The 24991-nt window shown below is 39.9% G+C and carries 19 protein-coding genes and 1 tRNA gene; 10 read left to right on the top strand and 10 right to left on the bottom strand.

Annotated elements, in window-relative coordinates:
- Nucleotides 1-18: 18 nt before the first annotated feature.
- Both JWQ34_RS12840 and JWQ34_RS12835 read right to left on the bottom strand, forming a co-directional pair.
- Nucleotides 19-708: an SGNH/GDSL hydrolase family protein gene (locus JWQ34_RS12840; RefSeq protein ID WP_299357691.1), complete on the bottom strand. Its 690-nt coding sequence runs from the start codon at nucleotides 706-708 to the stop codon at nucleotides 19-21.
- Nucleotides 709-792: 84 nt separating this feature from the next.
- A complete protein-coding gene (locus JWQ34_RS12835; RefSeq protein WP_299357690.1) occupies nucleotides 793-1368 on the bottom strand; it encodes an outer membrane beta-barrel protein in 576 nt (191 codons plus the stop codon).
- A gap of 424 nt (nucleotides 1369-1792) precedes the next feature.
- Here JWQ34_RS12835 and JWQ34_RS12830 point away from each other — a divergent pair, with 424 nt between their 5' ends.
- Nucleotides 1793-2569 carry a HipA family kinase gene (locus JWQ34_RS12830; RefSeq protein WP_299357689.1) on the top strand — a complete coding sequence of 259 codons (777 nt, stop codon included), beginning with the start codon at nucleotides 1793-1795 and terminating at the stop codon, nucleotides 2567-2569.
- Complete coding sequence (locus tag JWQ34_RS12825; RefSeq protein WP_299357688.1) at nucleotides 2547-2930, top strand: DUF3037 domain-containing protein; 384 nt, start codon at nucleotides 2547-2549, stop codon at nucleotides 2928-2930. The genes JWQ34_RS12830 and JWQ34_RS12825 overlap by 23 nt, the downstream gene beginning before the upstream one ends.
- Here JWQ34_RS12825 and JWQ34_RS12820 read toward each other — a convergent pair.
- Complete coding sequence (locus tag JWQ34_RS12820) at nucleotides 2925-3089, bottom strand: hypothetical protein (RefSeq protein WP_299357687.1); 165 nt, start codon at nucleotides 3087-3089, stop codon at nucleotides 2925-2927. The genes JWQ34_RS12825 and JWQ34_RS12820 overlap by 6 nt on opposite strands.
- Nucleotides 3079-3684 (bottom strand): YhcH/YjgK/YiaL family protein, encoded by a 606-nt coding sequence (locus tag JWQ34_RS12815; RefSeq protein WP_299357686.1) that lies wholly within the window; start codon nucleotides 3682-3684, stop codon nucleotides 3079-3081. Before JWQ34_RS12815 ends, JWQ34_RS12820 begins: the two co-directional genes overlap by 11 nt.
- A gap of 240 nt (nucleotides 3685-3924) precedes the next feature.
- Between JWQ34_RS12815 and kduI the strand changes: the two genes are divergently transcribed.
- From kduI to JWQ34_RS12790, 5 genes are all read left to right on the top strand, one after another.
- Nucleotides 3925-4755 carry a 5-dehydro-4-deoxy-D-glucuronate isomerase gene (gene kduI, locus JWQ34_RS12810; RefSeq protein WP_299357685.1) on the top strand — a complete coding sequence of 277 codons (831 nt, stop codon included), beginning with the start codon at nucleotides 3925-3927 and terminating at the stop codon, nucleotides 4753-4755.
- 16 nt (nucleotides 4756-4771) lie between these two features.
- On the top strand, nucleotides 4772-5590 hold the full coding sequence (locus JWQ34_RS12805; protein WP_299357684.1) for an SDR family oxidoreductase: 819 nt from the start codon (nucleotides 4772-4774) through the stop codon (nucleotides 5588-5590).
- Nucleotides 5591-5654: 64 nt separating this feature from the next.
- Nucleotides 5655-6977 carry an MFS transporter gene (locus tag JWQ34_RS12800; protein WP_299357683.1) on the top strand — a complete coding sequence of 441 codons (1323 nt, stop codon included), beginning with the start codon at nucleotides 5655-5657 and terminating at the stop codon, nucleotides 6975-6977.
- A gap of 76 nt (nucleotides 6978-7053) precedes the next feature.
- Nucleotides 7054-7839, top strand: a complete 786-nt coding sequence (locus JWQ34_RS12795; protein WP_299357682.1) for a hypothetical protein — start codon at nucleotides 7054-7056, stop codon at nucleotides 7837-7839.
- Between the two features lie 28 nt (nucleotides 7840-7867).
- Nucleotides 7868-9013 carry an aldose epimerase family protein gene (locus JWQ34_RS12790; protein ID WP_299357681.1) on the top strand — a complete coding sequence of 382 codons (1146 nt, stop codon included), beginning with the start codon at nucleotides 7868-7870 and terminating at the stop codon, nucleotides 9011-9013.
- A gap of 80 nt (nucleotides 9014-9093) precedes the next feature.
- On the opposite strand, the gene JWQ34_RS12785 is transcribed toward JWQ34_RS12790, so the two are convergent.
- From JWQ34_RS12785 to JWQ34_RS12760, 6 genes are all read right to left on the bottom strand, one after another.
- Complete coding sequence (locus JWQ34_RS12785) at nucleotides 9094-11910, bottom strand: outer membrane beta-barrel protein (RefSeq protein ID WP_299357680.1); 2817 nt, start codon at nucleotides 11908-11910, stop codon at nucleotides 9094-9096.
- 40 nt (nucleotides 11911-11950) lie between these two features.
- The gene (locus tag JWQ34_RS12780) at nucleotides 11951-12772 is read right to left on the bottom strand and encodes a hypothetical protein (RefSeq protein WP_299357679.1); all 822 of its coding nucleotides are present in this window, start codon (nucleotides 12770-12772) and stop codon (nucleotides 11951-11953) included.
- A 1252-nt stretch (nucleotides 12773-14024) separates the two neighbouring features.
- A complete protein-coding gene (locus JWQ34_RS12775) occupies nucleotides 14025-15203 on the bottom strand; it encodes a retropepsin-like aspartic protease (protein ID WP_299357678.1) in 1179 nt (392 codons plus the stop codon).
- Nucleotides 15204-15328: 125 nt separating this feature from the next.
- Nucleotides 15329-16582, bottom strand: a complete 1254-nt coding sequence (locus JWQ34_RS12770) for a site-specific integrase (RefSeq protein ID WP_299357677.1) — start codon at nucleotides 16580-16582, stop codon at nucleotides 15329-15331.
- Between the two features lie 296 nt (nucleotides 16583-16878).
- Nucleotides 16879-16952 (bottom strand) — tRNA-Pro (locus JWQ34_RS12765).
- A gap of 101 nt (nucleotides 16953-17053) precedes the next feature.
- Nucleotides 17054-19360, bottom strand: coding sequence for a GH92 family glycosyl hydrolase (locus JWQ34_RS12760; protein WP_299357676.1), 2307 nt, complete (start codon nucleotides 19358-19360; stop codon nucleotides 17054-17056).
- A 206-nt stretch (nucleotides 19361-19566) separates the two neighbouring features.
- On the opposite strand from JWQ34_RS12760, the gene JWQ34_RS12755 reads away from it, so the two are divergent.
- From JWQ34_RS12755 to JWQ34_RS12745, 3 genes are read left to right on the top strand one after another with little or no spacing between them, the layout of a single operon-like run.
- On the top strand, nucleotides 19567-20757 hold the full coding sequence (locus JWQ34_RS12755) for a DUF2961 domain-containing protein (RefSeq protein WP_299357675.1): 1191 nt from the start codon (nucleotides 19567-19569) through the stop codon (nucleotides 20755-20757).
- Between the two features lie 46 nt (nucleotides 20758-20803).
- A complete protein-coding gene (locus tag JWQ34_RS12750; RefSeq protein WP_299357674.1) occupies nucleotides 20804-23380 on the top strand; it encodes a GH116 family glycosyl hydrolase in 2577 nt (858 codons plus the stop codon).
- A gap of 19 nt (nucleotides 23381-23399) precedes the next feature.
- The gene (locus JWQ34_RS12745; RefSeq protein WP_299357673.1) at nucleotides 23400-24980 is read left to right on the top strand and encodes an aldehyde dehydrogenase (NADP(+)); all 1581 of its coding nucleotides are present in this window, start codon (nucleotides 23400-23402) and stop codon (nucleotides 24978-24980) included.
- Nucleotides 24981-24991: the final 11 nt, after the last annotated feature.

Raw genomic sequence — 24991 nt, 5'->3', positions numbered from 1 at the left:
TTAGTAGAAATTAAAATATTATTGTTTTGACTTTAAAGCCTGTTCTATTGCTTTTTGGGCCAATGGTTCCATTACTTTATAACCTTCAAGCGTAGGGTGTACGCCATCTTTCGAAAGGTTTTGTGGTAATCCCTGGTTCTCGTCAACCATGGCTGTAAAGTAATCCAGATAAATAAACTTGTTCTTAGCGGCATAGTCTTTTATCATATCATTTAGTTCTTTTACTTTTGGTTTTGGGTCGATGGTTGGCCTCCATGGGAAAGCCGCCGCAGGAGTAACTGATGATAGCACGACTTTAATTTTATTTGCCCTTGCTAGTTCGGCCATTGATATGATGTTACCCATTACATCTTCCAGTTTTGAAGGGCCGTTGTTTTCGGCAATATCATTTATACCAGCCAATATTACTACTACATCAGGTTTAAGGTTGATCACGTCCTCGCGGAAACGTACCAGCATTTGGCCTGTTGTCTGGCCGCTTATGCCACGGTCATAGTAGTTATTGCTCTTAAAAAAAAGACTATCGTTATTGATCCAGAAATCGGTTATCGAGTCGCCCATGTATACCACGCGTTTCTCGCCTTTTTGTGGGGCGGGGGCAGCAGTATTATCTTTTTCGTATTTGCCAATATTAGGCCAATCTTTGTTCTGGGCTCCTGCGGTTGCCGCAGCAAATAGCAGAGAAAGTAAAATAACGTTCTTTTTCATGCAGCCAATTTAGAAAATTATTAATGACATATACAAAGGGGTTTTGGCAACATTGTTCTTACAAAGAAAATATTAATAGCAAAGTTAGAAATTGTACCCTGCTCCAAATTTATAGCCCGCATCTACCAGGTTGTTGCTATTCTTACCAGCGTAACTTATGATATTATGCTCCTGAAAATATGGGTTGATAAATAACTTGATTTTTCCAAAACTATATGCAGCGCCAAGCCCACCCTCAAGGCCAATGCCTGATTGTTTTGTGCCAATGGAATTACTGGTATAGTTGGTTTGAAAATCAGTGTTAAATCCTGCATCAGCATAGAAATATTTAAAGAAGCTAAATTTTGCAATTACAGGTATGGAGATCATTTTTATTTCGCCATTAAAATGATAAGTAGCACCAGAAAAAGAGCTTCCTGAAACTTTATCATTAGAATAATGTAACCCTGTTTCAACAGAAAGGTAATTGTTAATGTTTCTTGAATAGTTTAAACCGTAAATTATGCCGCTTCCAGTGTCATATCCCCCGTCACTCATCACACGGCCCATATATATGGTATTGGATGTTATGCCATACACTAGAGATATATTGTTTTTTGCTTGTGAATAAACTTGCATACTACTTAATGCAAGCGCCAAAATTGTTAGTTTAAGTTTCATGGGATAAAAGATCCAGGTAGTGGTGTTACAAGTATAAGCGATAAAAATCAAACTTGATATTTAAACAGAATAAAAATATCTTAAAATAGTGGTGGCACTATTTTGTCAGTACCCTATTTTCGGCATTGTTTAGCTAAGAGCTGTGAAACAAAAATTGTGTTTCACCATTAAAAAAATCAACAAAATGCAAGTATTTAATAATCAGCTCAATATTTATAATTAATGAATAAAAATACTGACGTATAAGTTGTTTCATTTTGTTTCACTCACTTTTAGTAAACCATTATTTTTCAAGTAGTTATCTTAAAGTAGTGTTTCACTTGTTTCATCTGTTTCACTATTTCGTGAAACAAATTAGAAGAGCTGCCTGATATGACAATTTTTATGGACACATTTGATATAAATGAGTAGTTTTAAAACTTAAATGGAACTTAGAACCGTAAACGTTATACGCTACGTTACTCCGCTGCGCGAAGGCGGCTCATTACCCGCAATCGCAGAGGCTGACGACGAGTTTTTGTATGTACTTAAATTTCGCGGGGCTGGGCAGGGCGTAAAAGCGCTCATTGCCGAGCTGATAGGCGGGGAGCTTGCGCGCGCATTAGGCCTAAAAGTACCTGAATTGGTGTTTGCCAACCTGGATGAAGCCTTTGGCCGTACAGAGCCTGACGAAGAAATACAGGACCTGCTTAAAGCCAGTGTAGGGCTAAACCTGGCGCTGCACTATCTTTCGGGCGCAATAACATTCGATTCAGTAGTAACTACTATTGATGCAAAACTGGCCTCGCAAATTGTTTGGCTGGATTGCCTGCTTACCAATGTTGACCGTACCCCACGCAATACCAATATGCTGATATGGCATAAAGAGTTATGGCTGATAGATCATGGTGCGGCATTATACTTTCACCACTCATGGGATAACTGGAAGGAACAAGCCGTACGCCCTTTTGTGCAGGTGAAAGATCATGTTTTACTGCCATTGGCTACCGAGCTGGAGTTGGTTGATACCGAGTTTAAAGCTATAGTTAATGAAACGCTTATCCGTGATATCACCGCGTTGATTCCTGATGAATGGTTGGCCGATGATGCAATAACTGCTGCTGAGCGTCGTGAAGTATATGTTCAATTTTTATTGATGCGGGTAGCCGCATCTGATATATTTATTAAAGAAGCACAAAATGCCAGGGAAGCACGTTTTTGAGTACGCCGTAGTTCGCGTTGTACCAAGGGTAGAGCGTGAGGAGTTTATGAATGTGGGGGTAATACTGTACTGTAAGAAGCTGAACTTCTTGCAAGCAATTATCACGGTAGACGAAGACCGCCTTTGCTGTTTCACCAATCGAGAAGATGTACAAGAGATCAAAGCAAACCTATATGCCTTTGACCAGATCTGCCAGGGCAGCCCCGAAAGCGGCCCTATAGGTACGCTTGACGAAGCCTCGCGTTTCCGCTGGCTTACGGCAACGCGCAGTACGGTAGTGCAGGCATCGAAAGTTCATCCCGGCTTATGTACAAATCCGTTGCAAACATTGATCAGGCTGCACACGCAATTGGTTTTATAACTTAGTGTTAACAACCGGCTGATGGTCATGCAGGCGTTGTTTACGTATCAGTGCTTCCAGATAGTAATAATCAGTATAAATTATAGGTACATCAACTTCGCTGTGGCCTGGGGCACTGCCTGTACTATGTAATAATAAAAATCTTTGCTTATTCGGCAACTTTAATTTTTATGACCATCTTTTTTACTTTGTCATAACCATCAACATGTATACCGGGGCGGTGCGCATCCTGCGGGAAACATATTACAAGCACGCCGGAATCTTCTATATAATAATTGCCTTTAGTGTTTATGTCGTAGTTAGCCGCGTCTTTAGCAGCGTCATACGGGTTGGTAATTGTAGCTATTGTCGCATTAGTCACACCTATTCTTTCTTTACCATTTATTACTAAATGCAGATCAATATAATTACGATGCGATTCCCAAGCTGTTTTATCATAATCCTTAGTAGGGCCATCGGTTACGGTAGCAAAAACATTAGTACCATCAATTACGTGTTTACCTACCGATAATGTATCAAGGTTAGTATTATTTATAAAAGCAAATGCCTCGTCCCAATATTTCTTATTGTGTTGATATTGCTTAGCAAACTCTGCATTATTAAGCCCGGCAAACAAGTTTAATTTAAAACCATTTCGCCATTCGCCTTTTTTAACCCACGCGGCGGCGTTTTCAGAAGTTTGAGCTTTTGCAACTGTACCGATAAAACAAAATACAGCCAATAAGACAATTTTGCAGTTAAGTATTTTCTTCATGATGGAATGATTTAGCGCCCCATTGTGTAGGACATAATTGGTTTAATATTCAATTATACAAGTATTTTGGTATATAATTTAATAAACCTCAATTTTAAGATTTATATTCACTCATTCACAACTACCTCATTTAATTGCGTTTCTATATTCTACATCGATTGCGTAAAAATATAGATGCGATAGCTGTTAATTGGGCGATAAATTGTAAAATTGCTATTCGTAACCAAAATCTAATAACCATTGAGATCTATCTATAGCGTACACCCCGAAGATTTTAAAACCTATCAAACCGCGGCTATCCGCGAGCATTTTTTGCTGGACGGAATTGTGAAGCCAAACGAGGTAAACTGTGTTTATACGCATTACGACCGTATGATTATCGGCGCTGCAAATCCTGTTAATAAACAACTGGAACTGGAGAACTACCCCAATCTAAAAGCCGATTACTTTTTGCAACGCCGCGAAATTGGTATCATAAACGTAGCCGGAAATGGTGAAGTTATTGCCGATGGCCAAACCTATAAAGTAAATAAGCTGGATTGCCTATATATAGGTAAAGGTGTAAAAAGCGTAAAATTCTCAAGCGTAGATAGTGATAATCCGGCAGTGTTTTATATACTTTCATGTCCGGCACATACTACCTATCCAACGGCATTATTAACCAATGAAAAAGCGGTTAAGGTAAACGCGGGTGATACATCAACAGCAAACCGCCGTACTATAAATAAATATATTCATGCCGAAGGCATACAGAGCTGCCAGCTGGTAATGGGCCTAACAATTTTGAGCGAAGGAAGTGTTTGGAATACCATGCCTGCACACGTGCACGACAGAAGGATGGAAGCATATTTTTATTTTGATGTACCTAAAGGGCAACGTGTATTTCATTACATGGGCGAGGGTAACGAAACCCGGCATATCGTGATGAATAATTATGAAGCAGTGGTATCGCCACCGTGGAGCATACATTCTGGCAGCGGCACGGCCAGTTATAGTTTTATATGGGGAATGGCAGGCGAAAACCTTGATTATACCGATATGGATGTTTTTGATATTGCAGATATTAAGTAGATAAATAAATAAAAAAGTGGAAAATAACTTCTCATTAAAAGGTAAAGTAATTGTAGTTACCGGTGGTACAGGTATATTGGGTAAATCGTTTGTAAACGGTATTGTCGAGGCAGGCGGCACGGTTGGTATTTTAGGCAGAAACCAACAGGTGGCCGAAGAAAGAGCCGCAGCCATTAATGCAAGTGGGGGACAAGCTATTGCGCTTATTGCTGATGCTTTAGATGAAGCGGCATTAGTTGCAGCAAAAGACAAAGTACTGGCTGCGTACGGCCGGATTGATGGTTTGGTAAATGGTGCCGGTGGCAATATGCCTGAAGGTGTTTTACTACCCGAACAGGATATTTTTAGCATGAACCTGGCAGGCATGAAAAAAGTTACCGAGCTTAATCTTTGGGGAACTATTATACCCACACAAATATTTGGCGAAGCAATTGTTAAAACTGCCGGTAAAGGCAGCATAGTAAATATATCATCCATGAACTCTAAAAGCGCGGTAACCCGTGTATTAGGTTATAATATGGGTAAAGCGGCAGTTGATTGTTATAACCAATGGTTTGCAGTTGAGCTGGCTAATCGTTACGGCGATGCTATACGTATGAATGCGTTGGCACCAGGCTTTTTCCTGACAGAACAAAATCGCAACTTGTTAACTAAACCTGATGGGGGTTATACAGACAGGGGTGAGCGAGTGATCAGAAACACACCATTTAAACGTTTCGGTAATCCTGACGAGTTAATTGGCGCGTTAATATGGTTGTTAAGCGATGCATCGGCCTTTGTAACCGGCTCAATGATTTGTGTGGACGGAGGATTTTCTATTTTTAGTGGTGTATAAGTACTACTAATTAATTTATATCCTATATTGTACCCGGCTAAACGCCTATCTTATATAACCAATTATGAATGAAGTTAAAATAGGCAATTACCGCTGGGTAATATGCTCGCTATTGTTTTTTGCCACTACTATTAATTATCTCGACAGGCAAGTTATTGCATTATTAAAGTCAAATCTTACCACCGAATTTAAATGGAACGATGGTGATTATACCAACATAGAGATAGCTTTTAAAATAGCCTATGCCCTGGGTTTACTGGCAGCAGGCGGCTTTATCGACAAAGTAGGCACAAAGATCGGCTATTTCATGGCGACGTTTTTATGGAGCGTTTCGGCTGTGTGCCATTCTTTTGTGTCAAGTACCTTCGGTTTTAGTGTGGTTCGTTCCGCGTTGGGTGTAAGCGAGGGTGGCAATTTCCCGGCAGCAATAAAAACAGTGGCCGAATGGTTCCCAAAAAAAGAAAGAGCACTTGCTACCGGCATATTTAATTCCGGAACCAATATTGGTGCTATAGTTGCACCCTTGACGGTACCTTTTATAGCAGTTGCTTGGGGATGGCGTTGGGCTTTTATTATAACAGGATCTACCGGGTTTATCTGGCTTGTTTTTTGGTATCTGTTTTACCAGTCTCCGGCTAAACATAAGTTTGTGACCCAGGCAGAATTAGATTATATCAACAATGACCCTGAAAATCCTGACCCTACACCACTGATCGAAAAAGAAAAAATATCATGGGCTAAACTGCTTAAATTTAAGCAAACATGGGCGTTTGTGGTAGGTAAATTTTTAACCGATCCAATATGGTGGTTTTATTTATTTTGGTTACCTGATTTTTTAGAAAGCCAATATCATTTAAAAGGTACAGCCATAGCCTTCCCGGTAGCGGCAGTTTACATTTTGTCTACATTTGGCAGTGTTGGCGGCGGATGGTTGCCAATGACTCTAATCAAAAATAATTGGCCAACATTTAAAGCGCGCAAAACATCAATGTTTATTTACGCACTGTTTGTTATACCCATAATTTTTGCCCAGTTTTTAGGCGGAATAAGCATGTGGTATGCCGTTATGGTGATTGGTTTGGCCGCGGCTGCGCATCAGGCGTGGAGCGCTAATATATTTACTACAGTTTCTGATATGTTTCCAAAAAGTTCTGTTGGTTCTGTTACCGGCATTGGCGGTATGTTTGGCTCGTTTGGCGGGGTCCTTTTTTCATGGCTTGTTCAAAAGAAACTATTCATTTACTATAGAGGTATCGGAAAAATTGAGATAGCCTATTACATCATGTTTTTTGTTTGCGGCAGCGCTTACCTTTTGGCATGGTTTATCATGCATTTCCTGGTTCCAAAAATGAAGACTATTGAAATAAGTAAAATAAAACAAGTGTAATAGCTTTTAGTTACCTTTATTACGCTGCACCAATAATATTCTAACCCGGCTTTAAATAATAGATTGATAGTTTATTATGAATAAATTTCTTGTTTGTACGGCGCTGATCTTATTTAAAGTTGCTCCGGTTAGCCTTGCGCAAACCGTGATGCTTGATACTTATTTTAACCATGAAACGCATAAAACTAAAGATGGTATAGAACGCTTTCATTATTTATGGGATGATGAAAAAAGCAGCGGCTTTAGTATATGGGGAGCAATATTTAAAGCTAACGGACTTAAGCTGGATACTTTAGGTAAAGCACCTACTCTGGCAAACTTGCGCAATGGTTCGATATATATTATTGTTGATCCTGATACCAAAAAGGAAGCAACAACCCCTAATTATATTGAAAGCAAAGATGTTGAGCAAATAGCACTTTGGGTAAAAGCAGGTGGTGTATTAGTTTTGATGGCTAATGATAGCGCTAATGTTGAATTGCCGCACTTTAATAATCTCGCTGCAAAATTTGGCCTGCATTTTAATAATGATCTGCCAAACCATGTTATTGACGATAAGCATTTTAAAGATGGTGAAGCTATGTATGTTGATAACGACATATTTAAGTCGACCCCTAAGTTATTTTTAAAAGATGTATGCAGTATCAGTTTAAATAGTCCGGATGCCAAAGCGGTCTTTAAATCGGCTGATGGATCAGCTGTAATTGCAGCAACTGCAAAGTATGGTAAAGGTATCGTATTTGCCGTTGGCGATCCATGGCTGTATAATGAATATGTAAACGGCAGATTGCCTGCAATATATCAAAACGATATCGCAGCAAACGATCTGACCGTGTGGCTTAAAAAAAAAGTAAAAAGATAACCAATTAGTAATAACTTAATTTAACAACATGAAACTAAAATTTATCGTTGGAGCTTTGCCTGCGTTGCTTTTATTAGCAGCCTGCAACTCGTCCTCAACAAAAACAACTACAGATAGCGTTAAAACAGATTCTGTTACCAAGGCGGATACATCCCTAAAAAACGCATCATTCTACATCTTAAAAAACAAGCATAACTTAAAGGCTGTTTTTACTAATTACGGTGGTCGTTTGGTAAGCTTATTTGTACCCAGTAAAAAAGATACGCTAACTGATGTAGTTGTTGGGTTTAAAACCGCTGCAGAATATAAAAAATCTACCGAACCATATTTTGGCGCAACAATAGGCCGCTACGGTAACCGCATTGCTAAGGGCAAATTTATGTTGGATGGCAAACAAGTTACACTGACTATTAATAATGGCCCTAACACGCTGCATGGCGGTAAGGCCGGCTTTCAATACGTTATGTTTGATGCGGCCCAACCTAACGACCATACATTAGAACTAAGCTATCTGTCAAAAGATATGGAAGGTGGTTTCCCCGGCAATGTGAAAGTTAAAGTAACTTATACATTAAATGATGATAATGAGTTACGTATGGATTATGAAGCTTCTACCGATAAAACCACGGTAGTGAATTTAACCAACCACGCGTTCTTTAATCTTAACGGAGAGGGTAGTGGTACCATACTTAATCATATTGTACAGATCAATGCCGATAAATATACGCCGGTTGATTCTACACTAATACCTACCGGCAAATTAGAGCCGGTTGCAGGTACACCGTTTGATTTTAACAAACCAACCGCTATTGGCCTTAGAATTAACGCCAAAAATCAACAGTTAAAAAATGGTGCAGGCTATGACCATAACTTTGTATTAAATGGTACTGTGCCAAGTAAATATATGCATGCTGCAAAAGTTGTAGGCGATAAGAGTGGTATAGTGATGGACATATACACGCAAGAGCCGGGATTGCAATTTTACAGTGGTAACTTTATGCAAAGTAAAAACACCTTTAAAAGTGGTAGTAAAGATGATTTCAGAACAGCTTTTGCAATGGAAACTCAACACTTCCCTGACTCGCCAAATCAACCTTCTTTCCCATCAACAACATTAAAACCGGGGCAGGTTTATAAAACTTCTTCATATTATAAATTTTCTGTAAAGAAGTAATTCTATAGTAGGATTTAATTAATACAAAAAAGCCTGTTAAGTTTAAACTTAACAGGCTTTTTTGTTATTAGCAATTTGCGTTAGTTGTAGATAAAACTACCGTCGCCTCTGCGTTGCATATTTTTGCCATTATGTTGTGGCCTGCCGCCCCATTTTTGCAGGTTAAGGCGTAAACCAACCATAAAGAACCGGCTTAATGAGCTTGATATAGTATTGGTTATACCACCATCAGGTGTAACATCTTGTCTGATAAAGTTATTTTGATGTAACAAGTCATAAACATCAAACGTAAATACAAGGTTCCTTTTTTCTAAGAACTCTTTTTGAAAGCCAACATTTACCACAAACGGGTTAGTACTGTTTTGTATACCGCTTACAAAGTTTTTAGACGCGCTGTAATTTACCTGGTAGGTTTTTAAGAAATACATTTTGCCATCAACTGCCAATCGTGTTGTTTGGTAAAGCGTAGGCTTTGCATTAGGGGATGTTGTGAACGTACGGGTAAGGTTATAGCCCACGTATGGGTTAAATTCAATATTATCGTTAGGTGTAATTCTAGGGCCAAAACGATCATCAAATCTCCAGGCTGTATTATGGTATAATATATTATTACTCATCGCTGGCGAGTAGCTATAATTTACACTACCGTTTAACGATAGATTATATCTTCTATCATCCAATTGTTTTGAAATACCGTATCCGCCGCCAAATTGGTGTGATCCGTCAAGGTTAATAAAATGCACCTCATTTATATTTTTATACTTAGCGGGAACAGCAGGGCTGGTTGGGGTGGCATCAACTGCCGGTGTAAGTATAGTACGTATATTTAATGTATTTGTGGTTATGACGTTCTGTTGAAAATTGGCATAGCCGCTAAATGATAAGTTAAACCTGGAGTTTGCTATATAATTATTGTACGATCCATTGATAGAATGATTAAAACCCGGATCAAGATTTGGATTACCGACAATAATATTGTTAGGATTGGTTCTATCAGTAAAAGGTTGAACTTGTGAAAAATCAGGCTCAACATTTGCGCCATTATAAGTTATTTGCAGGCGTTGTGTCCGCGACCATGCATATTGAAAACGAAATGCGGGGACTAATTTAAAGTTAGACCTTGAAGTAGTTGCATTTAAAAAAGTGTTATTATCAACTTTAGTACCGGTTAAATTATACGCTATTGCGGTAGCACCAATTGATAAATTAACCTTAAGGCCATCATATCTATAATTTGCCGTATAACGTGATTGTGTTACCGAGTAATTAAAGATATTACTAAAGGCAGGTATTTCTGTTACAGTGCCATTTGCCGAAACACTGTCTTGTGTTGAATTGGCATTGTTATTTGATCGGGATAACTCGGATCTGAACTCTAATAACGAGTATAGTGCTAAAGGTTCTGTATAGGATATGGTACCCGAGAATGATGTATTGGTATTTCTACGAACCGTTAACAGATTTATTGTAGAGTCTTTTATTAGCGTACTTTGTGTACTATCTGCAAAATAATGGTAAAGCTTATCATTATTACCATTTGCTTCGGATGTTGAATGCGATACGCCTAAATTTACAGATATATTTCTTTTTGGTTTTCTAAATAAATGCACAAAAAGCGAATTAACACCATAACTGTTGTTTAAGCTGGAGCCACCATTTGTGCCCGTACTTAATCGGTGTTGAAATAATGAAGCACCGGTAGTATCTTTGAAATTATCTATTTGATCCCTGGTATAATTACTTGAATTTGATGATTTAGAAGTACCGTATGATGGGTTTATCTGTAGGAAATTTAAACTATCCATTTGGAAATCCATTTGGAAATGCACATTGTGCCCGCTCCCTGTATTTTCGTTACTACCATGCTGAGAGAAATCACTGACCCCCAAACTTGTATTGTTAAAACCGTATTGGTAATTGGTTGAATTATTATTATTAAACCAATAAGAATAACTGGTATTAACCTGTATTTTTTTACTCCACTGATCGCGATAGCTAAATGAAGGCGAACCGGATTGTGTAGTTCCGGGGCTACCTCCGCCAACGCCGGTTACGGTATTATTTAAATTACCAATTAAACTTATTACCTGGTTAGCATCAATACGTTGTACCGATACTTGCGAATTGTATCTGTCATTGTTACCAGCCTGATCGCTTGTTCGGCCTGTAATACCTACAGATCTGTCCGGCTTGGTGGTTATGTTTAATATTTTTTGCGGTGTGCCGGTTTTAATACCTGTGCGGGCGGCCATGTCCCCGTAATCATCAACTATTTGTATTTTTTCAACAATATCAGCAGGTAAATTTTTAAGCGCTTGAGATATACTGCCCCCGGCAAACTCTTTGCCATTTAACTTAGCTTTAACAACAGACTCACCCTGGTGCACTAACGAGCCGTCTGATCCAACTTCCATGCCTTCCATTTTCTTAACTAATTCATCAAGTGTGGCATTGGCTCGTACTTTATAATCACTGGCGCGATATTCAACAGTATCTGTTTTGTAAACTACACTGGGTGTACCATCAATTTTTACTTCGTTAAGTTGATTCGATTGTGTTTTTAGTGTTATAGGATCTAAAACTATTTTTTTTGCTATATCACTATTAAGATATTTCTTAACAAAAGTTTCAGAACCAATACTTGTTACGGTAACATTAAAAGCTGCTTTTTTTACGCCTTTGAAAACAAATATTCCATCTTCATTAGTTGCGCCTCTTAATGTATCTACTACTGACTTTAAGGTTACTAATGCTCCGATAACAGTTTCACCTTTTTCGTCTTTCACAACACCACTAACCTCGCGGATTGCCAATGGCGGGGGGACAGGCTTGACTTGAGCAAATAGCCCAGATGACAATGTTATTAATGTAATTATAATGAATAGAAATTTTTTCATGCTGAGATGTAGGGTATATAAGGGTATTATTATTGGGATATTATTTTTTAGCTAAAGTGTATTTACCCCAAAAGTCTGTAGGAGTTAATAAATCCTGGTAGTCAATATTGTTTCCTCCACCACCACGGCCACCACGGCCTCCTCCACGACCGCCACCGCCACCAAAGCCACCGCCTGCCGGTAATGGCAAGCCCAGAAGTGTTATTTGATAAGCAAATTCTTTTGGTGCATCGGTTGATAAACCTAAAGCTTTAAGTGGTATAGCCATCTCGACAGTCATTGCCCCCTGCTCGTCATAGGCAACTAATGATTTGATACTATACTCGTTATAAATTGATATTAATGTATCGGTAATTTCTTTAAAGCCTAAAACCCTGATTTCTTTGGCTGCCGCAACAAATTGTTTATGGGCTTCTTCAGTTTGAGCTTTCAACGCAGAATCTGACAATGGCACGCCATTATTCCGCCCACCGCCAAAACCACCACGGTTACGACCACCGCCACCACGCCCGCCCCTGTTAACAACCGGGTAGGTTACGCTAAATGCATCCTTTTCATTTTTTTTGTCGGCGGTATTAATATTAATGGTTATGCCACCGGCACCAATTTTAGCATTGTTAGTTGGGTCTGTTGATTTTGCAACCAGGTAAAGATATTTATCATCATTAGCTAAAATATAATATAGCTTAACGGCTTTGTTATATGCTTGGAAATTGTTATTCCATTCGGTAATGTTACCATCAATTTTAATACCGGGAACGGCCCGTAAGCTATTGGCTTGTACACTTTTTAATTTGTCTTGGGCAAACATTTGCGAATAGCAAAATCCCAGTAAAAGCGTTAATAAAATATATTTTTTCATATCGTTTTAAATATTATTTGCATTGCAGACCGTGAAATTACATCGAAGTTTAATCAACTATTCCAATGTCATATGATTGTTGCTTAAATGTCATACGATTGTTGCACAACGGGTGATTTTTAACTGTATTTATCTGATCTGTGAGATGTGAATGGAGATTAATAGCTATCTCTTTTTGCCGTCTCGACGATAAGTATAAGAGTGCCGAGTTTAAAGGTATTGTATTAGAATTTAAAACTGAACTTATTCTAAAAACAAAAAAGCCTTTAGATGGATAAATCTAAAGGCTTTTGATACTAGGTATCGCTTGTTGTCGGGATGGCAGGATTTAAACCTACCCTCTATATCAACTGATTATCAATCAGTTATGTATTACTATCAGTCTACAGACCACGAATAAGACATGGCCTAAATTTGCGACATATTCACTCGTTTTGATGCTGATAAATAGTTAAGAACGTTATACTCAAATATAGCCATTGATGTTTGATTTTGCAAGCTTTTGATCACTATTAATTAGCGCACCTATTCCGGTGCGTCAACAATATTTACATCAATAAAATTCAATTTGTAGTCTGTCGGATGTAGTTCAGCTTGCACATAACTTACATTTTTGTACCCAGTCGTACCATTAGACGACAAATTGCCGTTATCTGATCTTCCGTCATTTTTAATCCAAAAACAATACCAGTTACAGCTTCCATAGGAAAGGGAATTAGCCTGGACGTTTCGGACATATGTTACACCCTATTCCGTGGCAAAACTGACACCTGTTTGCTGGCAAAGAGATACAGCAAATGCATTGATAGCATGACCAAATATAATGATTTTGCCTTTTTTCCTATCGGTACTTCAATTCAGAATTCCTTCTCCGCTGCTTATTAACCGGCTTGCCTGGTAACTTGATAAGGTAGCTCCCTGAGCTATTTAGCAGGCCACAGCGCCTCAATTACCCTTTTCGGATACATCCCAAGCCAGACGGATCTTCCTGAGCCATTCAGGACGTTCTTTTTATTTCAACAGCTTTAGGATTGTCAAAGGTGATGATAACGCGTTAACCGCAAAATCGGGGGTGGTCAGTTTGCTCCGGAATACCCTGGTCAGTTTGGAGCGGAATGGGTGGTCAGTTTAAACCGGAATCAGGTGGTCAATTTCAGCGGAATCTCCAATAAAGCTACATTTTGAACTTTTAAGATTTCACGCTGTTCCATATCGACAGGCTTTGATTGCAAGTGATGTTTGTAACCCATTGCTACTTTTTGAGCGTTTTTAAATATTCATCGTAATTGGCATACGGTTCATTTTTTCGGCCGTTAGGCTTAAGATATAGCAAGCCTTTTTGGTTATCAAGTATCATGTTGAAGTGGTTCAGTACCTGGTTGCCAAATAAAGTAGGCCGGCTTGCAGCATTGCCGGGATCAGCAGCGTTGGTTACAATATCCTTGAACTCCTGCCCGCCAATAGTTGCGTCGAGCCTCACGATCTTCCTTCCATCACCAAGTGTGGTCAAGGGCTGCAGTTTACTCCAGTTATCATTCTCCTCGGTAAAATCCTTGCCTATCAACATAGTGCCGTCCCTGCCGGTGTCGAATAAAAACCAAAAGCTGAAAGGCTGATCATTATGCCGGATGGTTACTTCAAATTTTGGCCGGTTCTGCTCATAAAACACCGGTTGCACGGTATAGTCTTTTGACTTTTTGGGCAACTTTTCTGATACGATCATCAGCTTTCGGTCATAATCCAGCTCGATTATCTTATCCCGGAACAGGCCGTTACCAATAATGATATCCTCGTCTGGTTTCATATTACTAACCTCGGTAAACGGCAGGCTCTGCCATCTCAAGCTGCCGATTTCGAGCGTATTTCCCGAACTGGTTCGCGCTTCGGCTGTACCCTGGGTATTGCTGATGCTGGTTTTGCTGTCAAACTGTAGCGCCAGTTTACCGGAAACCGCTTTGTTTACCACCGTACCGCCTGCGCCAAGGTCAAACTGAATGGTAACCGGGCGCTCACCATTCAGCTTACCTGCAAGATAAACCCGTGATCCTTTCAGCGAGAAAGGAATGGTATCCGGATACGGTTGATCACTTGCGGCCCGGATCACCGCGGGTTCATCCTTTGCACTGATGCGGATATGACAGGTATCCTTATCATTTACCACGATTAAAAAATCGTAGTCCTGGCCAAACCGTGTATCAAAATTTAGACTGGCCTTGTCTGTATGAAAAGTAACCTTGTTTTTTATACGGGGTATATTGACGTAATAAATGTCCGGTTTAGCCTTGGGATCTAAATGCCACTCGGTTTTAACGTGCCGGCCGTCTGTTATCGTCGCGTTGTAAGTGCCGGAATGGATAACCGGTAAGCGGGTTTGCGCGAAGCCCGTCGACAACGCAACCCAAAAGCAGAAAAGAAATGACAGTGTTTTCATAAATTCAAATTATAATCTTTCAAAGATAGTTATTAAATAGTAATATGCAATACATAGTACTATATAATTTCGAGCCTATATAAAAGGCTAATTAATTTAAAGCTAACGAAATTTAACCCATTCCGTTAGCTATTGGTTTTTACTGTGGGCAGTCTTACATTATTTAATTTTTCCCTTAATACAGCCATGTCATCACTTACTTTCCGTTCAATGACTTTAGCATAAATCTGTGTAGTAGATATTTTGGTATGCCCTAACATTTTGCTAACGGTTTCTATGGGTACGCCGTTCGCCAATGTCACGGTAGTGGCAAAAGTGTGCCTGGCTAAATGGAAACTGAAATTTTTAACGATCTCACATTTACTGGCAAGGTCTTTTAAATAATCATTTAGCTTTTGATTAGAGATTGGTCGAAATATCGTGCCTGCACTTATAGCACGCGGATCATCCCGGTGCTTGGCAATCAATTGTGTCGCAATAGGCAATAGGGGTAATTTTACGGGTATAGATGATTTCTGTCGCTGGGTAATTAGCCATTGCTCTTTGTCTATTCCAATGGCGATGTTATGCGGGGCCAGATTCACTGCATCGATATATGACAGGCCCGTATAACAACCGAATAAAAACAGATCACGCACATAATTAAGTTTATCACTTTCCAATTCCTTTGTTTCAACGATAGCTAATTCTTCATCGGTGAGGTAGCCCCGTTCTTTGGAAGTGAATTTGAGTTTATGTTTAACGAAAGGGTCTTTGTCCAGCCACTCGATGGTAACCGCCATATTGATCATTTTCTTAAAACGCTCCAAATGTTTCATCACACCGTTATTGTTAAGCGGCTGCGGGTCGTCTGTTTTTTTAAATGTTCGGAGGAATAATTCAAAATCAGCAATGAATTTATAGGATAGCTGGCTAATGTCCCATCCGATAGGCTTTTTACTTTTTTTCAGGAATTGCAGAATATAGTCCTGGGTGGTATAATAATTTTTCATAGTGCCTTTGGCCAGCACTTGTTTTTCATGTTCGTTGTGGTAATTAAAAAGGTCTTGAAAAGTATGGGCGGCTTCATCCTGTCCTAAAAAGGTGTTTCGGATGTTTTCGGGGGTAAGTGGCTTTTGTTGTATTATCGCTTCCTGGTAAGCATCTACCACGCCGGAGCGGAACTGTTCAAGATAATCGTTGACTTCGAGGGATTCCTTGCTGGTGCCGCGAGCCATGCCTTTGGCGGAGTTCCATAAGATCTTATTGACTATCCGTTTAGTGGACAGGTCAACGCTTTTGCCATTGATGGTAATACGGGAATAAATACGGCATTCGCCGTTTTCGTTGGCTTTTTTCGTGAAGAAAATAAGGCCAAAAGTGCTTTTTTTTGAGTTCATCGTCCTGATTTTTTGAATTAAAAAACTAATAATCAGATACTTAATGATTTTAAAGAGACACAATTTCAATATTCTGGAGTGTCAATGGCCATCAAAAAGTATCAAACGACGTACTTAACTATTTATCAGTCAGTAGATTACAAGCTTTAAAAAGCGAATATAAAGCCTTAAAAACAGACCACGAATAAGACATGAAACTGATGATATTTATTGATATTTTCTGATTTAGAAAACATAAAAAAAACCTCTAAATCATTGATTTAGAGGTTTTTGACACTTGGTGATATCGCTAATCGTCGGGATGGCAGGATTCGAACCTGCGGCCTCCACATCCCAAATGTGGCGCGATACCGGGCTACGCTACATCCCGATCGGGGATGCAAAGGTAAGATTTAAAAACACCTCTGCAAATATATTTTACAAGTTTTTTAATGTTTTTTATTGTCACTTTTTTATCTGCTTAATTATCTTTTACTTATAACTTTCAGGGTTTACATTAATTGCCGAAGGCGGCGCATTTTCCGGTTTACTGCCCCATATTTTATTGGGCCTGGCACCCATTTGTAAAGTAAGTGTGCACCCTTTTAATAATTCAGCATGGGTAAACCACGGCTTGTTTAAAGGCGTACCGTTAATGGCGGCGCTTTGTATGTATTTGTTTTCGGCAGAACTGGCTGGTGCATTAATGGTGAATTTTTTATCGTTTGGTAAATTGATAGTTACTTTAGTGAATACCGGGCTGCCAATATTATAAATAGGAATACCCGCGGTAACCGGGAAAAATCCCATCATAGAAAACACCACAAATGAGGTCATTCCACCGCCATCTTCATCGCCAGGTATACCGAATAAGTTGTCGATATACCATGTGTTCAACAGCATACGGATACGTTTTTGGGTTTTCCACGGCGCGCCCATATAGTTATATAGGTAGGGGATATGAAAGCTGGGTTCATTACCCATCACAAATTGCCCCACCAATCCGGAAGCATCAGGTTGTGTTTTCCAGAAAGTAAATTTTGGCGCACCCAAATCTTCTCTGAATAATTGATCCAGCTTGTTTTCGGCTTGCTTAGTACCACCCATCATATCAAACAGACCTTTAAAATCATGCTTTACTACCCAATTGTAGGTGTAAGCGTTGTTTTCTGTAAAGAACTCCCTTCCGGCAGTTTTAGGGTTCATGTCGTCTATCCATTTGCCGTCTTTATCTTTAGCCCACATAAAACCTTTGTCTTTTCTAAATACATTCTGGTAATTTTTAGAGCGAGTCATAAACAAATCCTGATCTTTAGGAAGATTCAATTCGACAGCTAAGTTGCCTATGTTCCAGTCGCTAAAGCTATTTTCTAAAGTAACTGAAACTGCTTGTCGTTTTTCCCAAACATTCTCTACCTGCGGAACGGTTTCAGGCTCACCATAAGGCAGTCCGGGCATGTACCCATGCTTGTTGTAAAATGAATCTAATACAGTAGCGGGCCCGTTGTTCCATGGCAGTAATGTAGCTTCGAGCGAGTTCTTTCTTAAACCGGCATAAGCGGTTTTTAAATCAAAGTTGCGGATACCTTTAAACCAGGCATCGGCCATCCATGATGCCGCGTGGTTGCCGGTCATAGCCGGCCAGTCGCCAAAGATCAAGGCAAATGATGGCATCCACCCACTTTGCTGGTACATAGTAATGTAAGAGTTGATCTTATCAGCCTCCTTAGCCGGATTTAATATCATTTGTAATGGGCCCAATGCTATGTAGGTGTCCCATATCCAGTTGTCAACAAAAAATGGTCGGTCGCTTTTATGTACCCAGTGATCATACGCGCTATAATACTGGCCATACTCATTAATGTCAACCATACGCTCATAGCAACGGTAAAGCGAAGTATAGAATACCCGCTTTTGGGCCAGTGTGCCACCTTCAACGTTTATTTGCGACATCACCTTATCCCACTCTTTATAAGCTGTATTTTTAACCGCCTTAAAATCCCAGTCGGGAATTTCTTTTTTCAGATTTTGTTTGGCCTGATCAATGCTAATGTAAGATATGGCATATTTAAAGCTGATATTTTTGGGCACTTTAACCATTAGGTTTTTTGCATTGGCCCTTGATCTGCTGATAACCTGTAAAATATCTCCATCAGTTTCGGCATAAAAGAAGGCTTTCATGCCCTTAAATATCTCGGTGCCTGTGATAATATGTTTGTCGGTAACGCTAATCTCACCGCCTTCGTTAAGTATTCCTAAACGCAAATAGTTATTTGTACTTCCTTTAAAACCGACTTTGAAAAAGCCACTTTTTTTTGATGGCGAAAATTCAATAAGATTACCATCATCACCCAGTTCTGATTTATAGTAATAGGGGGTAAGTACCTCGTAATTATAAACTTCTTTTTTATTCCACAGCACGCTTTCACTTGATCCGCTAATAGGCATAAAGCTAAATAAGGATATTACCCGGTGAGAAGCCACCGTAAGCGGGAAATATGATATCTGGTCGTCCAACGCATCCTTTCTAACCGGAAACACCCGTATAAGCTGATTAGGTAACTGTATCGTTGGCCGGGTAGGTTCTAAAATTAAACCTACGCCACCTATTGTTGGGTCTACATAAGATAGGTTTGATTTTTTTTGCTGCGCAACAACACTACTGCTAAATAGTAGTAAACAGGCAAAAACCGCGTTAAAGTTTTTCATTATAATATTAGTTTTAGTAGGATATTGGTTGGTTAGACCCGCTTGGTAAAGAATATCGGCTAATATATTTATTGCATCTTGTATATACAACTTTGTTCGAAATATTTTACATCTGGCGGGGTTATGTTGCCTTAATTATATAAGCAGCTAATACAATTTACCATACTTTTTTATATCTTGTTAAACATAATGGCAATATAATACCATAATTAGCTATTTATTTAAAGTTTTTAATTAGTCATTGTTCTTTCTTTGTAGTAATATTATAAACCAATATTATTAACCTTAATAAACTGATGAAAAAATTACTTTTTATCCTAGTCTCATTGTTGCTGGTTTTTAACTGCTACGGGCAGCAAAGCGAAAAATTTAACGGCCTTGATATGAACCTGGGCACTTTATCAAAACTATCTGATGCCAAAACAAGATCTATAAGTCCTGAGAACTTCACAGGCGAAAAAGGAAAAGGCGGCATGGCCGACCCGGTAAAAGATAAAGGCAAAAGAAATGTTGCCAACGCTACAAATGCTGCCCGCGAACTGGGGCAGGGTTGGAAAGTTAACCCTTATATAATTATTAATGCAGGCGAAACAATAACCATTGCCGAAATGGAAGGCCCCGGTGCTATACAACACATTTGGATGACACCTACCGGTAACTGGCGCCTTTCAATTATGCGCGTTTATTGGGATGATGAAAAAGATCCATCTATCGAGGTGCCTGTTGGCTCGTTTTTCGGGATGGGATGGAATAGCTATTCGCCGTTAAACTCGCTTCCGATAACGGTAAATCCGGGTAGCGCGTTTAACAGCTATTGGAAAATGCCTTTCCGTAAAAAATGCCGTATCACCATGCAAAATATGGATGATAGGGCAATGAGCTTATATTACCAGGTAGATTATACTTTAACTAAAGTAGGAGCAGATGAGGGTTATTTCCATGCACAATTCAGAAAATCAAAACATGGCGATAGTGGCCTTTACACCTTGCTTGATGGTGTTAAAGGAAAAGGCCAATATGTTGGTACCTATATGGGTGTTGATGTAAATAATAATGGCTGGTGGGGCGAAGGTGAGATAAAATTCTTCATGGATGGCGACAAAGACTTTGCCACCATAGTTGGTACCGGTACAGAAGATTATTTCTGCGGATCGTACGATTTTGATACGCATAAAAGAAATGCAGCCAGTGTTGATGAGGTCAATTATACCGAATTTTCAACCCCATATACGGGTATGCCGCAGGTAATAAAAGGCGATGGGCATTACCAGATACGCCAGCGTTTTGGCCTTTACAGATGGCATATACAGGATCCTATTCGTTTTGAAAATGATCTTAAAGTAACCATTCAGGATCTGGGTTGGAAATCAGGTGGAAGATATCTGGCACAACATTCGGATATTATATCCGTTGCATTTTGGTACCAATCAGGGCCGCATGGCGAGTATCCTAAATTACCATCAAAAGACGAATTGGAGATCAATTAACAATTTATTCTGAAAGTTTATCATTTACTATTAACTGATATATCTCATGAAAAATAAATCAGATCGGCGTATATTCCTGAAAAATATAGGCGTTGGCGGCATGGCGGCATTTTTACCTGTCGGGAGTTTTAAAACTTCCGACAGTAAGGAGGCTAAAGAAGATGTTGTTGCAGCAGATACAGCTAAACGCCAATATAACAGTACCTACAAAGGGCAATATTTAAACAGGGTTGCTTTCCCTATCGGAGGTATTGGTGCAGGTATGTTTTGTTTGGAAGGTACCGGTGCAATTTCCCACATGTCGGTGCGCAACTATCCGGAGGTGTTTCATGAGCCTGCCATGTTTGCGGCTATTAGCATAAAAGGCATTAAAAACAGCGCTAAGGTTTTAGAAAGTAAAGTTCCCGAATGGAAAAAATTTGGACAACATAATGCAGGTCTGGGTGGCGAGGGTGGAGCAACATGGGGTTTACCTCGTTTTGAAAAAGCCGAGTTTAACGCGCGTTTTCCTTTTGCAGACATAACACTGGAAGATAAAGATGTGCCATTACAAGTGCAGCTAAAAGGCTGGAGCCCGTTTATCCCTACTGATGCGGATAACGCGAGTATGCCAATTGGTGGTTTAGAATATCGGTTTAAAAACACAAGTGCCAAAACAGAGGAATGTGTTTTTTCTTACAGTAGCCGCAATTTTATGAACCAGCAGGGTGTAAAAAACTCAATAAAAGCGATAAAAAATGGTTTTATACTTTCATCGGATGGTTCTATAGAAGATCCTCAAAAACAAGGCGACTTCGCCATCTTTACAGATGATAGTTCAACGGTAGTAGATTATTGCTGGTTTAGAGGAGGCTGGTTTGACGGCCTGACTATGGCCTGGAAGGTAATTGAAAACGCCGAAACAAAAAATAATTCGCCGGTAGAAAAAGACGCGCCGGGTGCTTCCTTATTTGTACCATTCACTTTAAAACCGGGCGAAGAAAAAACTATCCGCCTGATGATGGCCTGGTATACACCCAATACCAAACTAAGGATGGGTGATGTAGAGCCTGCCGACAGGGAAAGAGTAAATAATGACCCTTTATTAAAATATCATAAGCCCTGGTATAGTAGTAAAATTAACAATATAGAAGAGGTAGTGGCGTATTGGAATACCAATTATGCTGATCTTCGGAAAAAAACCAAACTCTTTTCGGATACATTTTATAAAAGCACGCTGCCCGCAGAAGTTATTGAAGCTGTAGCGGCTAACCTGAGCATACTAAAATCGCCAACGGTGCTAAGACAACATGATGGCAGGTTTTGGTGTTGGGAGGGCAGTGGCGATAACGGAGGCAGTTGTCATGGCTCCTGCACACATGTTTGGAACTATGCACAAGCCGTTTCGCATTTATTTCCATCGCTTGAACGCAGTTTGCGGGATACCGAGTTTACCGAGAGTCAGAACGCCGAAGGACACCAGATGTTCAGGTCTAATTTGCCTATAACGCGTGTAGTACACAACTTCCATGCGGCGTCTGACGGGCAGTTGGGCGGTATCATGAAAGTGCATCGCGAATGGCGCATTAGCGGCGATAATGAGTGGTTAAAGCAAATTTATCCCAAAGTGCAAGCCAGTTTGGATTATTGCAGCAAAACCTGGGACCCAAAAGGGCGCGGGGTAGTGGAAGAACCGCATCACAACACCTATGATATTGAATTTTGGGGACCAACCGGTTTTGCTACCAGTTTTTACCTGGGCGCCTTAAACTCATTAATTACTATGGGCAAGTTTTTGGAAAAAGACGTGCAGAAATATGAGACTTTATACGCCAAAGGAAAAGCTTACATGGAAAGTGAATTGTATAATGGCGAGTATTTTTTACAAAAGATAGAATGGAAAGGGTTGCAAGCACCTAATCCAACTAAGGTGCAATCATTTGCTACACAATACACACCCGAAGCATCAGCTTTGCTTGAAAAGGAAGGACCCAAATATCAATATGGTATTGGTGTCTTATCAGACGGTGTTATGGGTGGATGGCTTTCGCGAATGTGTGGTTTAGGCGATCCGTTGGATGCTGCCAAAACACGCAAACATTTAATCGCCGTACATCGGCACAACTTTAAAACCAACCTGCGTGAGCATGCTAATCCGCAGCGTCCAACTTATGCTATTGGCAATGAAGCTGGCTTATTACTTTGTTCATGGCCAAACGGTGGCAAACTTTCTTTACCATTTGTGTATAGTAACGAGGTTTGGACCGGTATTGAATACCAGGTTGCATCGCACCTAATGCTAATGGGCGAGGTTGAAAAAGGATTGGAAATTGTACGTGCTTGTCGCGATAGATATGATGGCGTAGTACGCAATCCATTTAATGAATACGAATGTGGGCACTGGTATGCACGTGCCATGTCAAGCTACGGAATGTTAGAGGGGCTTACCGGCGTACGTTATGATGCAGTAAATAAAGAATTACATGTCGACTCAAAAGTGGGCGATTTTACCAGCTTCCTATCCACTGCAAACGGATTTGGGACAGTTTCGCTTAAAGCTGGTGTGCCATCTTTAAGTATAGCTTATGGTAAAATACCGGTTGATAAGGTTATTGTTTCGGGGACAGTGAAGAAATTGGGATAATAACCCGTAAAAACTACTTATGAAAATTACAGGAAAACAAATAATAGGATATGCAAATCAAAGCGGTGCAGGCTCATTTAAAAGCGTAGCGATTGCTGACAATAATTCGGCACCTTATTTTTTTGAAGAAGGAACTGCCGCAAATGTTGACGAAGCTGCGAGAAAAGCTACTGAAGCATTTAAAGTTTATAAATTAATACCCACTACTGTACGGGTAAAGTTTTTAGAAGCAATAACTTCGGAAATTAACAGCATCCGTGAGGTATTGGTTGCAATGGCTCAGCAAGAGACTCATCTGCCACAACCACGATTAAATGGTGAGATAGACCGTACAATTAATCAAATTAATTTATTCGTAAACCTGCTAAAAGAGGGTTCGTGGGTTAATGCCATAATTGATACGGCAAATCCGCAAAGGCAACCATTACCCAAGCCACATATTTGCCAAATGTTAAAACCATTAGGTGTTACCGCGATATTTGGCGCAAGTAACTTTCCGTTTGCTTTTTCAGTTGCCGGTGGTGATACTATTTCGGCATTAGCGGCCGGATGCCCGGTAATTTATAAAGCGCATTTTGGCCACCCGGTAACTTCAGAGTTGGTGGGAAACTGTATTGCAGAAGCTGCAAAAAAAACAGGCATGCCCGATGGCGTTTTTTCATTGATACAAGGCAAAACAACCGAATCAGGCAAAGCGCTGGTAACTCATCCATTAGTTAAAGCAGTTGGGTTTACCGGCTCATTAGCAGGCGGCAAAGCATTGTTTGACTTAGCTGTTAAGCGCGATGAACCAATTCCGGTTTATGCCGAAATGGGTAGTGTTAACCCTGTATTTTTATTGCCAGATAAGCTAGAAGATGAAGCCGTAACTATTGCAAAAACCTTGGTCGCATCAAATACCATGGGTGTGGGGCAATTTTGTACTAATCCGGGTATCATATTAATGATGAGAAGCCCGGCAAGTGAAGAGTTTTTAGCGCAATACGAAACAGCGCTAGCAGAAGCAGCTGGTGGTAAAATGCTTACCGATGTGATAGCTGGTTCTTATGATAAAGGTATTAAGCAATTAAAATCTTTACAATCGCTAAAACTACTTTGTTCAGGAGCGGGAGAGGAAAATACTGCTATACCACATGCTTTTGTTGTATCAGGCGAAGATTTTATAAAAGACAAAACATTATTTGAAGAACATTTTGGCCCGGTAGCTATACTTGTGATTGCTGATGATACTAAACAACTAACCGAAATTGCAGAAACTATCCCCGGCCAATTAACGGCTAGTGTTTGGGCTAATCAAAACGATGTGACAGAATTTGAAGATCTGTTTAATATCCTCGAAGAAAAAGCCGGACGTATAATGATAAATAATGCGCCGACAGGGGTAGAGGTTACCCATGCCATGATACATGGCGGCCCATTCCCGGCGACAACGGATAGCCGCACAACATCGGTTGGCTCACAAGCTATATATCGATTTACAAGGCCAGTATGTTTTCAAAATTATCCGCAGCAATTATTACCCGCTGAACTGCAAAACGATAATCCGCTGGGGATATGGCGTAAAGTAGATGGAGAAATGACTAAAAACGGGATCGCTTAATTATTATACCT

The sequence above is a fragment of the Mucilaginibacter sp. genome (genome assembly GCF_028288185.1).
Lineage (GTDB): Bacteria > Bacteroidota > Bacteroidia > Sphingobacteriales > Sphingobacteriaceae > Mucilaginibacter.
This window is presented reverse-complemented; position numbering and strand designations above follow the sequence as displayed.